The 14,042-nt window shown below is 44.9% G+C and carries 15 protein-coding genes; 2 read left to right on the plus strand and 13 right to left on the minus strand.

The genetic code is table 11. The features are described from left to right. Window positions 1–18: 18 nt before the first annotated feature. The 11 genes from AC58UW_RS11030 to AC58UW_RS11080 form a co-directional block, all read right to left on the minus strand. Entirely contained in the window at window positions 19–786 is a 768-nt protein-coding gene (locus AC58UW_RS11030) for an ABC transporter permease (protein WP_497420720.1), read from the minus strand. Next, window positions 786–1,076, minus strand: a complete 291-nt coding sequence (locus AC58UW_RS11035; protein WP_167054316.1) for a thiamine-binding protein — start codon at window positions 1,074–1,076, stop codon at window positions 786–788. Before AC58UW_RS11035 ends, AC58UW_RS11030 begins: the two co-directional genes overlap by 1 nt. 27 nt (window positions 1,077–1,103) lie before the next feature. After that, on the minus strand, window positions 1,104–2,129 hold the full coding sequence (locus AC58UW_RS11040; RefSeq protein WP_497420721.1) for an ABC transporter substrate-binding protein: 1,026 nt from the start codon (window positions 2,127–2,129) through the stop codon (window positions 1,104–1,106). Window positions 2,130–2,547: 418 nt separating this feature from the next. Then, window positions 2,548–3,399 (minus strand): patatin-like phospholipase family protein, encoded by an 852-nt coding sequence (locus AC58UW_RS11045; protein ID WP_497420722.1) that lies wholly within the window; start codon window positions 3,397–3,399, stop codon window positions 2,548–2,550. A 118-nt stretch (window positions 3,400–3,517) separates the two neighbouring features. Then, on the minus strand, window positions 3,518–4,411 hold the full coding sequence (locus AC58UW_RS11050; protein ID WP_497420723.1) for a metal ABC transporter permease: 894 nt from the start codon (window positions 4,409–4,411) through the stop codon (window positions 3,518–3,520). After that, window positions 4,404–5,345, minus strand: a complete 942-nt coding sequence (locus AC58UW_RS11055) for a metal ABC transporter permease (RefSeq protein ID WP_497420724.1) — start codon at window positions 5,343–5,345, stop codon at window positions 4,404–4,406. Before AC58UW_RS11055 ends, AC58UW_RS11050 begins: the two co-directional genes overlap by 8 nt. Window positions 5,346–5,355: 10 nt before the next feature. Beyond that, a complete protein-coding gene (locus AC58UW_RS11060; protein ID WP_497420725.1) occupies window positions 5,356–6,117 on the minus strand; it encodes a metal ABC transporter ATP-binding protein in 762 nt (253 codons plus the stop codon). Between the two features lie 53 nt (window positions 6,118–6,170). Continuing rightward, on the minus strand, window positions 6,171–7,127 hold the full coding sequence (locus tag AC58UW_RS11065) for a metal ABC transporter solute-binding protein, Zn/Mn family (protein ID WP_497420726.1): 957 nt from the start codon (window positions 7,125–7,127) through the stop codon (window positions 6,171–6,173). 263 nt (window positions 7,128–7,390) lie between these two features. Then, entirely contained in the window at window positions 7,391–8,956 is a 1,566-nt protein-coding gene (locus AC58UW_RS11070; RefSeq protein WP_497420727.1) for a DUF3369 domain-containing protein, read from the minus strand. Next, window positions 8,953–10,488, minus strand: a complete 1,536-nt coding sequence (locus tag AC58UW_RS11075; protein ID WP_497420728.1) for a sensor histidine kinase — start codon at window positions 10,486–10,488, stop codon at window positions 8,953–8,955. Before AC58UW_RS11075 ends, AC58UW_RS11070 begins: the two co-directional genes overlap by 4 nt. 13 nt (window positions 10,489–10,501) lie before the next feature. Beyond that, a complete protein-coding gene (locus AC58UW_RS11080; RefSeq protein WP_497420729.1) occupies window positions 10,502–10,882 on the minus strand; it encodes a hypothetical protein in 381 nt (126 codons plus the stop codon). 308 nt (window positions 10,883–11,190) lie between these two features. Between AC58UW_RS11080 and AC58UW_RS11085 the strand changes: the two genes are divergently transcribed. Next, window positions 11,191–11,508 (plus strand): hypothetical protein, encoded by a 318-nt coding sequence (locus AC58UW_RS11085; protein ID WP_497420730.1) that lies wholly within the window; start codon window positions 11,191–11,193, stop codon window positions 11,506–11,508. A gap of 114 nt (window positions 11,509–11,622) precedes the next feature. Then, window positions 11,623–12,258 (plus strand): uridine kinase, encoded by a 636-nt coding sequence (gene udk, locus AC58UW_RS11090; RefSeq protein ID WP_497420731.1) that lies wholly within the window; start codon window positions 11,623–11,625, stop codon window positions 12,256–12,258. A 46-nt stretch (window positions 12,259–12,304) separates the two neighbouring features. Here udk and AC58UW_RS11095 read toward each other — a convergent pair whose 3' ends face one another. Then, complete coding sequence (locus AC58UW_RS11095; RefSeq protein WP_497420732.1) at window positions 12,305–13,471, minus strand: MFS transporter; 1,167 nt, start codon at window positions 13,469–13,471, stop codon at window positions 12,305–12,307. Continuing rightward, window positions 13,455–13,997 carry a hypothetical protein gene (locus tag AC58UW_RS11100; protein WP_497420733.1) on the minus strand — a complete coding sequence of 181 codons (543 nt, stop codon included), beginning with the start codon at window positions 13,995–13,997 and terminating at the stop codon, window positions 13,455–13,457. Before AC58UW_RS11100 ends, AC58UW_RS11095 begins: the two co-directional genes overlap by 17 nt. Between the last annotated feature and the right edge of the window lie 45 nt (window positions 13,998–14,042).

The following is a 14,042-nucleotide window of genomic DNA, read 5'->3' on the forward strand; positions in this document are numbered from 1 at the left end:
GTTCTTCTCTCCCCTTCCTTAAGACGACCGTTTCGCGTTCCACCGGACAACGAGCTTTTCAAGCCCGGCAATAAGCCAAAAGAACAACAAACTAAGCACAACAATGATAATAATAGCGACAAATTCGCGATCTGCGCGAAAGCCCGATTTCTGCAAAATCATATAATACCCTAGGCCGACACCACCGCCCAGCCATTCTGCGATAACAGCGCCCATTACGCTGTATGTAGCGGAAATTTTGAGCCCAGTAAAGAGAAAGGGGAGTGCATGCGGCAGCTCTAATTTATAAAATATCTGACGCCTGCTAGCGCCAATCATTTGCATATAGTTGTACATGTTTCGGTCTGTCTGCATAAATCCGTCCAATGTCGACATGGTGACAGGAAAGAAACAAACAAGCGCGATTAAGATGATTTTAGGTAAAATGCCGAAACCAAATAAAATAATCAGCAGCGGCCCCAGCGCGATAACCGGGACATTTTGCGACAGAATGAGTAGCGGATAAAATCCAGCCTTTAGGAAGGGCACACGATGCAAGCAGCTTGCTACGATAACGCCTCCCGTTACACCAACAATAAACCCTATTAGCATTAAACGTACTGTAGCAAACGTATGCATCCATACTCGTGCCATGTCCGTAGTGCCGTCCTGCCAGATCTTGAGCGGACTCGGAAGCAGCCAGCTTGCCGCTCCTCCCCAAGTCACCGCAAGCTGCCAAATAAGCAAGAGAAGGATGACCACAACAATCGGTGGCCACCCTGCTTTCAATCCGTTCTTCAGTTTCATTATCTGTATTTCTCCGTCAGCTTGTCCATCGATGCGCCAGACGGGTTAAAATATATTTTCACTTGCGAGATAACGTTAGGACTGCCCATCTCAATCATCGCTGCATTCATATCTTGAATGATGAGCATAAGCTGATCTAATTCCCCTTCCATCGTCGTCTCAAGCGGGGAAACAAAATATTTCACGCCTGACTTAGCGATGACTTCAATTGCGCGATCCACATACGGGATAACATCTTCATTGTTTTTTGTTTTAGGAATAATTTGAATACTTACAAGTGCGTTAGCCATCGTAAATGCCCCTTTCGAATAATAAAGTTATTTCGTGCTTGCAGGTAAGAAATTGTTGGTAAACGCTGCGTCTACTTCGAGATTCTTCTCTAAAAGCTTATGCTCCAACATCCAGTTCGCATAATTTTCCCATACTTGACGCTTTTGTTCGCCCCAACGAGGTGCATCATCTTGATAACGCGGACTTAGCCATTTTTGACTTGCCATGACGAGTTTTGCATCCAAATCAGGAACAGCTTTAATCAAAATATTTGCGGCATCCTCCGGCTTGCTGATTGCGAATTGATAACCCTTGGCTGCTGCGGCCGTGAATGCTTTAACTAGTTCTGGCTTCTCTTTGATCAGCTTTTCATTCGTAGCCAAAACGGGTGTATAGTAATCCAGTTTATCCGAATATTTGTTCAAATAAATCATGTTCAGCGGTTCTCCACGAAGCTCGGCATCCACACCTGTCCAAGCATAGTAGATCCACGCGAAGTCGATATCTCTTTTGACCGCTGTGAAGTAATCGGCATCACCGATATTCACAATGTTCACTTTGCTAGGATCGGCTTTCTCAGATTGCATCAGAGAGTCGATCATTGCACTTTCAGCAGGTGCTCCCCAGCCACCGTACGTTTTTCCTTGGAAATCCTTAGGTGTCTTAATATTTTTTGCCACTGGAGAAGCAAAACCGGATGTATTATGCTGAATAACTGCAGCAATGGAAACCAGTGGTACGCCTTGGATGCGTCCTTGTGTGATGCTTTCTTGGTAGGAGACGCCGAATTCAGCCGCCCCCGAAGCAATCATCGCATCCGCTCCGGCTTCTCCAGGCGCAATGATTTGTACATTCAGTCCTTCTTGTTCAAAAAAACCTTGGTCTTTCGCTACATACAGACCCGTATGGTTGGTGTTCGGCGTCCAGTCCAGGACAACCTTCACATCCGTAAGCGGTTTGGCCGAAGTAGCCGGGCTAGCAGGATTGGCTGGTGTAGCCTCTTGTTTCCCGCATCCTGCTGCAAGAACAGTCAAGCTCACGAGCATGAGTGGTGCAATTTTTTTCCAGTTCATTTCTTGTTTCCCTCTCCCTTATTTCTATGTAACCACAAGAAAAAGCTCCCGTTATCCGGGAGCGCCATTGGTAGAAAAATGATAAACCCATACAAAATAAAAAATGGACAGGTATTTTGTGTGAATTCTCTACGCTGGCATTACCCAGATCAGATTAACGGTTAGTGACATTTCGGTCACAATCTCAGCCTGACTACTCAAGCTCCCGTGGGTTCTTATTGGTTTGATATTACCATACCGCATGTTCGCTATGAATGCAAACAAAAACCGCTATTCCATATCACGGAAATCTCGGTAGTTGACAACAACCGGTTACTTTTTCAGCAAATTTAATTGCCAGGACACACGCCAAACCGGTCTCCTAATCAACCGAATCTCTCACTAAATGGATAAGCGGTAAGTGGCATGTATCCCTCGGTCAATTAACAAGCCAGTCTTTCAATTGCGAGCCCATCCGCTTCGCATCCTGATAGCCAAGTTCATGTAATTCTTCGAGCTTCTTAGGATTCTTCTCCATCCGTCCTACGAGTACTTTGGACGAAGGACGAATCACGATCGCGCTGCCATTGGATTCCATTTCCCTAACGAGTTCTAGCGTACCATTATATATTTCACTGCGATTAACTAACACATTTACGAGGCCATCGTACTGCGGGTAAAAGCTCTTAGCTAACCAGCGTTGTTTAAAAGGGGTCTTGCGATAGCCCATTTCTTTGGTTAACACGATGATATGTTTTCTGTTTCCATCTGCGACTGATTTCTTCACAGGAATAGGATCTACCAAGCCGCCATCAAATAATGTACGGCCGTCATAATGAATAGGTTGCGCTACGAACGGCAGCGAACTTGATGCTTGAACGATCGGCATCGTTTGTTGGTCGAGCTGATGCTTCGTATAATAGACCGGTTCTCCTGTATGCGCATCGGTAGTTCCGATGGCGAATTGCTGAGGTGAACGATAGAACGCGTCGTAATCAAATGGCACTAACTTATTAGGGAGCTCATTGAAAATAAAATCCATTCCAAATATGCTCTTATGGCGCAATAAATTGCGATAACTTAAATATCGATGATCCCCAATATAGTCAATGGTTACTTTCTTATTACGACCAGGCTGTTTGGAAATATATGAAACCGCATTGCAGGCCCCCGCTGATACACCAACCACATACGGGAAATACAAATCTTGCTCCATAAAGTATTCCAAGACTCCCGCGGTATATACGCCTCGCATACCCCCGCCTTCCAGTACGAGTCCAATTCCTTCCATGGTGACACCTTCTTTCTGTCTGTCTCTAGCCCCCTTTTAGCATACAGGAAATGTCAATTAAAAGAAATGCTCCTCCATCTCCGAAAAGGAGACAAAGAAGCAGGTTCATGGCATTTTTTTATACGGATTCGGGAATTACACCAGATAATCCGCGTTTTTGACGAATTTTCCGAACGATTACTCCATTTATTGGGGATAAAAGGAAGGCTAGGACAAACATGGCACCAGCTACACTTATCATGCAACCTGCAATCGAAGCATCAAGCAAGTAGGCAACGTAATAACCAACCACCGAACTGATAATGCCAACCGTCATACTGAGTATAATCATAACGCTAAGCTTCTCAGTCAACAGATATGCCGTTGCCGCCGGCACAATCAACATGCCTACAACAAGAATCGCTCCAACACTTTCAAAGGAAGCTACTGTTGTAATCGAGACTAAGCCCATTAAGAGATAGTGGAATAATAGAACAGGAATTCCAACTGCAGCTGCAAGAGCCGGATCAAATGAACATAATTTGAACTGTTTATAGAAAAGCCCGATAACAAGACCACTAAGCATAAGGGCAAAGCCTACTGCCCAAACTGCTTTAGGCCCAATACTAATGCCACCGATCTCAATCGTGTTCCAAGGTACATAGGCAATTTCACCATATAGGACACAATCTAAATCAAGATCAATTTGCCTTGTATACAAAGAAACAAGAACGACCCCGATAGAGAACATGGCAGTGAACACCACACCGATGGAAGCATCAGATTGCAAGCCGCTCTGTTGAAACAACTGAATTAAGAACACCGTAATGAGACCAATAACCGCAGCCCCGATCAGCATAAAGATAGAACCTCTAGAACCGCTAATCAGAAAAGCAATCACGATTCCAGGAAGTACGGAATGACTGATAGCGTCGCCGATCATGGCCATTTTGCGCAGGACGAGGAAACAACCAACCAACGAACAGGCTGCTGCAACAAGAGCCGCGGTTATGATAATCCAAAGATCATTCAACTTGGCTCACCCCTTTGGCTTTGATATAAGGCTCCGAATCCTTGAGTACCTGCTGTTTCATTGAAGTTTGGCGGAACATTTTAATAAGAAGCCCGCGTTTTGGCGCAAACATGAGAGAGAAGACGAATAACCCCGTTGCTGCCAAAACACTTAGTGGTCCCGTTGGCAAATTGCTACCCATCGTGCTTAAATACGTACCTACGAAGCCGCTGAACGCCCCGAACACACCTGACAAAATGACCATCAAACCGAGCTTTTCCGTCCAGTATCTCGCAGCCACAGCCGGGGTAATTAGCAAGGCTGCCATCAGAACGACTCCAACGGCTTGAATGCCGACAACGACGGCAACTACGATCAGAAACATTATAAAATGATCTAAGATCGCTACCGGAAAGCCGAGTCCCCTGGCATACCCAGGGTCAAAACTGAGTAGTTTAAACTCTTTGAAGAATAATGTACATATACCGACAAGGAAAAAAGAAATGATAGCCATGGTAATGACATCGGAATGCACCATGGATGCCGCTTGCCCAAACAGAAATTTATCTAGACCACTTTGATTGCCACTGGAGCTATGCTGGATTTGCGTTAACAATACAATACCTACTCCGAAAAAAACAGACAAAACAATGCCTAAAGCTGAGTCCTGCTTGATTTTGGAATGCCTCGTTATCCAGCCGATGCTAAGTGTGGCAAGCAAACCCGCGACGGCAGCACCAATGAGGAAGAATAGTATAGACTTAGAGCCCGTGATCATAAAGGCTACGCACACCCCTGGGAGCGCTGCATGTGACAAAGCATCGCCCATCAACGATTGCTTGCGCAAGTATGCGAAACTTCCTAATACACCGCTGCTTAAGCCGAGCAGCGAGCATCCAAGTAATATCCATCGTGCATTCGGATCCAGCCATAAGTGAAGCAAGGAGTCCAACATGTTGATCACCTCATCCTATTCGCGTGTTGGAATCTTCCCGATCCCAGATCGCCAGTTTACCGCCGTAAGTTTGCTGTAATTTTTCCTTGGTAAATACTTCACGCGTCGGACCAATATCCACGATCCCTACATTGAGCAGGATAACCCAATCAAAATATTCTTGGACCGTGGATAAATCATGATGGACCACTAGAACCGTCTTCCCTTGCTTCTTTAGCTCACTAAGCAAAGTAATAATAGCTTTCTCCGTTGCGGCATCAACGCCGACGAAGGGTTCATCCATAAAATATAAGCTGGCATCCTGAGCAAGCGCTCTTGCTAGAAATATACGCTGCTGCTGTCCCCCAGATAGCTGGCTGATTTGGCGCTCGGCGAAATCAGCCATCCCCACTTTCTCTAAACAAGACATGGCCATTTGTTTTTCTTTATTTCCTGGTCTGCGGAACCAACCCAAGTGACCGTAGCGCCCCATGGTGACAACATCCAGCGCATTCGTCGGAAAATCCCAATCGACGGATTCCCTCTGGGGTACATAACCAACTAGCTTGCGCTGTTCTTTATAGGGCTTGCCGTATATTGTCACTTCTCCGGATAAGCTTGGAATTAGACCCAGTGAAGCTTTAATTAAAGTAGATTTCCCTGCGCCGTTCGGGCCTATAATCCCGATCAGCTTGCCTTCCGGTATCGTTAAGGTTATTTGTTCTAGTACAGGTTTCTTATGATAAGCTACCGTCATATTTTGAATGGACAGCGGTGCTTCTGAATGTTTCATATTGATTCCTCCTTAATGTTCCTTATTAAATCGAACCGGCTGCTATGTGTTTTCTATTTCAACGCCTTCACAATCGTATCCACGTTGTGACGAACCATCCCTACATAAGTTCCTTCTACCGTTCCCGTTGCTCCCATCGCATCTGAAAATAATTCTCCGCCAATTTGGATGTCATGGCCTTTTTCCTTCGCACCTTGGATGACGGCTTCAATCGACTTTTTCGGAACACTGGACTCCACGAATACAGCTTTGATCTTTTTCTCAACTAAAAAATCACGAAGCTGACTCACGTCCTTAGAACCATATTCGGAAGCGGTGCTGATCCCTTGAAGACCTTTTACTTGGATCTGATAGGCATCTCCGAAATAACCGAATGCATCGTGCGCAGTAACAAGTACACGTGTTGCCTCTGGAATTAAAGCAATTTGCTCACGCGCATAACGATCTAATTCTTCGAGCTTCACTAAATAAGCTGCTGCATTTGTACGGTAGTCTTCTTTGTGAACAGGATCCAATTCGCTCAAAGAGTCACGTACTTGCTCCGTCGCCTTCATCCAATGCTTCACATTAAACCAGATATGCGGATCAAATTCCGTTTCCATTTCCGCACCGGACCGCAATGACTTACGATCAATTTTGTCCGACACAGCAACTGTTGGTTTTTCATTCCCCATCTTTTCCAGAATCTCAACCATCTTGCCTTCCAAGTGCAGACCATTATAGAAAATGATTTGCGCATCATCCAGCTTCTTAATATCACCCTGTGAAGCTTTATATAAATGCGGGTCAACTCCAGCGTTCATAAGTCCAGTTACCTTGACATGGGTGGAACCCACATTCTGAACGATGTCCGTTATCATCCCAATCGTCGTTGTTACTTTAATTTCCTTCCCCGTCGCAGATGCAGGTATTTTCTCTGTTTTCCCGCAGGCAGTTATGGTCAACATGATGCCTAGTAAGGCCATCGCGGCAGCCTTCTTCCAAATCCCTCTTCTCGTCTTTACCTTCATACGTTTAATCCTCCCCGATTGGTTCACCTTTAAATTTTGTACAAGCCCACATTTGTTTGCTCAGGGAAACATATTCCCAAGTACATTATTGCCCAAAATCGGAAAAGTTGCAATAAGGAAAAATATTTTCCTTGATACATTATTTTTATCCGAATCCACAAAATATGAACGAACTTCGATCAAGCTGTACATGCACACAAATAAGACTATCCTCAAGTAGATTATCTACTTGAGGATAGTCTTAAGAACGATCCTTAATGCCATTAACGTTGCTCTCTGTAGAACTCCTTAATCACCAGAAACTCGTCCAAGTGCTCCAGGAAAAGATCCACGACCACAGGATCAAAATGGCGGCCGCGTTCTGTTTTCAATAAATCCAACACGCGATCCAGCTCCCATGCTTTTTTGTAGACACGATCGCTGCAAAGTGCGTCAAAAACGTCTGCTAGCGCCGTTATACGCCCATAGAGATGAATATCCTCGCCGCGAAGTCCATGGGGATACCCCGAACCATCGAACCGCTCGTGGTGCTGCTGCGCAATGATTGCCGCAGCGTTCAACACTTGCTTATTCGAATGCTTCAGCATTTCGTATCCCAAATTCGAGTGGGTTTTCATAATTTCGAATTCGTCCTGTGTCAGTGGGCCTGGTTTATTCAGAATCGCATCCGGTATCCCGACTTTTCCCACATCGTGCATAGGGGAGGCTAGACGAATAACCTCTGCTTCTTGCTCCGATAGCCCGTATTTTATCGCCAGCAAGCGCGAATACTCCGCTACTCTTTTCACGTGGTGTCCCGTTTCCCGGGACCTTGTTTCCGTGATTTCACCCATTGTATAAATGATTTCTTGCTGCGTACTTTCCAACTCTTCGTTCAAATATATATTCTCAAAAGCAACTGAAACGTTCGTGCAGTAGATATCAATCAAATACCGCTCCCATTCGCTGAGCGCTTTGAAACCGTTCATATATATGACATTTTCCATACCCATCTTGCTTTGAAAATAAATCACGAAACGGTCTGAGGCGAAGGAGCTTTTTTTCGTTAAAAAAGCTTGCTCAATCTCACCGAGAACCTGCTCGGGTACAACATCACGCGCTCTTTCGTCCTGATTGGACGCATAGTCGCCGCTTGCCGCCAAAATATAAATATCCTCAACGCCCTTTGTTACTGCGAAACTGCAATGAATGGCATTTTTATGCAAATTAACAATAGAGGTCATTTGTGTTAAAACACCTGAGGCAAATTTCTTCATAGACTGAAGCTCAAACAGCGTTGCCGAAGATTTAATGATTTCCTCCAAGCCTGTTCTGCTCTTCTCAATCGTCTTCAAATCCCGATACGAGCGCAGCGCGGTAACGACGGTCGTGAATAGTTTCTGAGTCGTTAGCTCGGTTTTCTCTTTATAATCATTAATGTCATAATCCATGATGACTGTACGCTCTGGAGCTTGACCCGGCTGGCCTGTACGCAAAATAATTCGTATCGCTGTATTTTTTAATTCCTCGCGTATGTATCTTACAATTTGAAGCCCAGCATCTTCCTGCTCCATAACAACATCGAGCAAAACTAATGCCGCATTAGGCTGCTGCAGTAGGACTTGTTTAGCTTCAGCAGCGGAAAAAGCACCGTGAAACTCCAACTTCCTGCCATCAAACTCAAAATCCTGCAAAACCATCTTCGTCACTTGATGAATCTGTTTCTCGTCATCGACAATTAAGATAATCCATGGATCCTGTTCCATCACTACATCATTTGTGGGAACGTTCTCTTCCTCATCGGCAAAAAGAAGCTCATCCAGGTCCATTAACCCATCCTGTCTCGTCATAGCTCTGACTCCTCCTCTATCGGAATCGTGATCATAAACAAACTACCCTGTCCCAGCGTACTAAAGCACTGGATGCCGCCATTCAGCGATTGCGTGACCAGATTATAAACGATATTCATCCCTAAACCGGTACCGCCTTTGCCGCGGCTCGTTGTAAAGAATGGATCAAAGATATGATCCAGCACCTCTTGCGTCATTCCCTTCCCATCATCGGAATAAGCGAGCAGAATATGATCATGGTGCTCTGTGACACGAATGCTTAAACTGCCTTCATCTTCTGGCATATAGGCATGATTCAATGAGTTCATTACTAAATTCGTAAGAATTTGCGATAAAGCTCCGGGATATGTATATAGATTAAGACGATTATCACAATAGATGTCTACACGCAGTCTTGTTTTCTTCAGTGATGGCTTTAAGCTGGCAACGATTCCTTCTAAATAATCCTTCAATTGAAAAGTACGTTTCACTTCCACGCTCTGGTCGACGGAAATTTGCTTAAAGCTGCGCACTAACGAAGAGGCTCGTTCCAAATTCGTCTGTACCATAGCATTCGTCTCTCCGATAATGGAAAGAAACTGTTCCAAGTCAGATTTTTTCATTTTACCCGTTTCATACAAGCTACGGAAATCCTTGTTCTTTTGATCCAAATAGGTGATTGCGGTAATACCGATGCCAATTGGTGTATTGATTTCATGCGAGACACCCGCAACAAGGTTCCCCAAGGCTCCCATTTTCTCGGATTGAACCAGTTGATCCTGCGTAATCTGCAGCGTGTTCAGCACCTGCTGGAGTTCCTGATAACGCTCATCGAGATTTTTAACCATATCATTAAAGGCTTCGGATACCTCTGTAATTTCGGGAGAAGTCTGAAATTGCAGAATCGGAAGCTCCCCTCCCTGCTTGACAATCACAGCGGCTTCGCGAAGCTTGCTTAACGGACGAATAACAATTGTACGTAAGATGAGCCAAAGCAAGACAGATAAGATGATAGCAATGCTAATGCCTACAGCTAATATGAGTTTCGTACGCTTTTTAAGCAGCATGGTCTCCTCAGATGAGTCGAAAATGACTTCCACCGCCCCAACAACTACCCCATCTTCCTGCAGCGGCGCAATCAAACGGACAACCGGTTTCTCGCTTTGGGCCATAGGTAATCGATCTACAATCGTTTTGTCCTGCTTTGGAATAATGATGTTTGCCGCATTTAGACGTTTACCGACTTCCTCGCGATCAGAAGCGGCCAGAATAGCACCGTCCTTGCTATAAAGCTTCATTTCAAGAACCCGATTATTCTTATACTGAATATAGTCAAAAATTTGCTGTACATCCGAAATCGAGCGGGACTCTTCGTAACGCCCATTAATGGCGATGGTCATGCCGCTAATTTGGCTCACATAAGCTTCCTTGATCGATTGATTTAGACTCATCGTGTCGAACACCATCATCGTCGAAATCATAATGACCGTCACGGATGTAATCAGAAATACGATTCGTTTCTGTAAACTGAGCTTCATTCGCGGTATTGACATATGCATGTGGCTCCTATTTCACATCAAACGTTATCGTTTTGCTAACGTCGTAAGGCGTATGATCGTTGTTATGTAAGGAAACTTTGACTTCATGTGGCCCTTTGGTTAAATGGTCTAGCACTTTTTGCTTGTCTGTCACGACAATTTTCTCGCCTTTATCGAGCGAAATATGCACATGCCCTTCACCTTCAACACGTTGTTGATCATAATGCTCTTTGGAAATCTTCAAATCCGTCGTCATCTGCAGCGTAACAGCATCCCCATTAACTACCGCGCTGACCTCTAAAGTTGGCGTATATGCATTTGCCGGCGCCGTGCTCTTTTTTGCTGACCCACATCCGGAAATCAAGATGGCCATTGCAGCTGCCAGACACATACTTTTACAAATTTTCATCTTTTCATCCCCTATTTAATCGCTAATTGTCTATTCATGTCAAAAAAAGCCATCCTCCTTAGCTTATGAATATTCATAAGGTTTGTCCACTTATATTTTGGAAACAAAACCCTTTATCCGCGCACTATTCTATGTATTCTTAATTTTCAGAATTCTTATGTCGAATAATCATGAGAACGCTCACATTTTGCGCTTACCCAGGAAATAATTTCATTTCCCGAATCAAGAATGATTTCCCCAGCTTTGGAGCAATGTAGTAAAGTCACTGTTCATTTTAAAATAACTCGATCCTTAGGAGGCTCTCCCCTATGTCCGACACCCGTGAGTTTTCGATGCAGGTCCAACATGCCATTGACGCAGCAGATCAAGCCATACGACTGGCTTCAGATGCTGAGTATAAACTGCAAAGAGCCATTATGCAGGCTCACCCTCAAGATATACAATCCGCTCAAGCCGCTCTCACACAAGCCAAGCACAAAGTCAGAGATGCGCATGCGCAGCTTCAAACCTACAATAATGAGCAGTATGGGCAGCAAATCCAGCAAACGATGGAGCAGTTGATCCAAGCTTCTCAGGACGTCGACGCCAATCAGGTGAAATTTCACACCCCTAAGCAAATTCGATAAACGTCGGTTCTATGTAAAAAGTGATCGAAATTCGATCGCTTTTTCTTTTTATATAGACAATATGTTAAACTACTGGGGAAGGTTTTCATGTTATTTGGGGAGGCACTACATTTCATGCTCGTTATCGGAATTGCCGGAGGTACCGGTTCAGGAAAAACTACAGTAGCCAGATCGATCATTAACAAGCTTGGATCCACGAACGTGACATTAATTTCACAAGATAATTACTATCTTCATCATAGTGGTCTTACTTTTGAAGAGCGGGAACGCATTAACTACGATCACCCGCGAGCGTTTGAGAACGAGCTGCTGCTTAAGCATCTTAATGAATTGAAGAACGGAAACGCGGTCAATATCCCCGTCTATGATTTCTCAAAGCACGCTCGTTCGCAAGAAACGATCCGAATTGAAGTCAAACCAATTGTATTGCTAGAGGGCATCCATGTATTAACCGATGAAGATCTTCGCAGCGCGTTGAATATCAAAGTGTTTGTCGATACAGATCCGGATGTACGTATCCTTCGTCGTCTTTCCCGGGACATTAATGAACGGGGTCGCACGCTGCAATCGGTCTTCGACCAGTATTTGACGACAGTGAAGCCGATGCACGATGCTTTCATCGAACCTTCCAAGAAATATGCAGACATTATTATTCCTGAAGGCGGAGAAAACCAGATCGGTATCTCCATGCTGACGATTCTGACGGAACGCTATATGACGGATCAGGCTGCCGATTACGAAATAGGCTAATTAAAGAAAGACACTCTTTGCCATTCACAGGCAAGAGTTTCTTATTTTATACCGTAGTTTCACGACGAAACATAAGGCCAGAGAGTGCGAATATAACATAAATGAGGCTGAGCACATAAAAAATACTTGCCACGTTCGAATAACGAATGGCCATGCCTCCGATTAAAGGGCCAGCTATGCTCCCTACACTATACTGAATAGAGGCCAGTACGTTGGCCGTAGGAAGCAGATGTCTGGGTAATATATCGGCCGCGTAGGCAAGTCCAAGCGAAAAAAACGATCCGACCATACCTCCGGCAATGCCGAATAATAAGCCAATCAACCACAAATTTGTGCCCGCAAACGGGATACAAACAAAGACAATGGCACCTATAAGTCCGGATGCAATAAGGATCTTCTTCCGCCCGATGCGGTCACTCCAAATGCCCAGCGGCAGCTGCATGATGAGACCGCCAACCCCCATGACAGGCAGCAGAACTCCGATACTAGCCTCTGACAGACCAATGCGTAAACCGTAGAGTGGAAAGTTGCTGTTCATAGAGGCTTCCATATACCCATATAGCAGCGAAGTAATTAGCGGGAACCATGCCATGGCTGCCACTTTAGACGCACGCTTATGTACAGCTTCCACGCGTTCGCCACGTTCAGGACGCTCATTTTTCAGCCTTGTCAAAAGCAGCAGAATGAGAAGAAAAAAACTACCTGTGGTCAAAAAAGGCCCCCAAATCCCCACTTTTAAAAGCGTAATCCCGACTGGCCCTAAACTAAATCCGATGCCGTATGCCATACCATACAAAGTGATATTACGTCCTCTGCGCTCTTTGGGGCTGGACGTTACAATCCATAGCTGCGTGGCATAATGAAGAGCGCTATCTCCTATTCCAACCAACAAACGAAGTACAAACCAAAATCCAATTTGCTGCCATGCAGGGAATAAGCAGTTTGCCATGATGACCAGTCCCATCCCAACCATAATGACCGGCTTATAGCCAAATCGCCTGACAGGCTTTTCGATGAAGAACATCGTCGAAAAGATGCCGATGTACAGCGCAGCAGCGTTCAGGCCATTGGCATCCGTAGATACCCCCGAGCGATCCAGCAAAATCGTTAACAGCGGCAGAAGCATGCCTTGACTCATACCTGCTACGACGATCACCATAATTAATATGGTTAATTTCTTGGGGGCAAGTCCCTCTTTAAGAGCCCTTTCCAAAACGAACGGTTTCCCATCTTTGAGCGTATTCGTTCAGCTTGCCATGGAGTGGGACATGGAACTGCTCATTAATATAAAGTCTTAGATTTTTAATCCATTCCTTGAATGACGGATAAGTAACGAACAGGTTGGCATAACGATCGCTTAGGCATAAAAAATAAGGACCTGATGATTTCTCCGTTAAAAAATGCAAGGAAGTGTCCATAGGCGTATACTTCTTGCGCTTTCCCTCCCATGTGTCAACGTCCAGTTGAACCGTGGTGTTCACTTGTTTCACTAAGCTCTCCAAATGCTTCACTCTGGCATAATAGGGCATGCTGCTCGAAATGTCCATTCTACGAAGCGTTTCTTCATGCTGCGGATAAAAGATGGCTCTGACGAATTTCTTCTCTTCTGCCCATGCGGTAAATGCATGCATGTCGGACTCTGTCCAGTCCTCAAAGGTTTCGAACACAAAAACCGTGCCTTTGTGGGTCTGTGCAGGCTGTTCATACCCGAAAGGCACTTTGATCTGCTCTCTTGCCATGCGTGTCCTCCTCTTGTTGTTATGATTGCTCAAGCATCTCTTGTT

It is taken from the genome of Paenibacillus sp. J22R160, assembly GCF_059692135.1.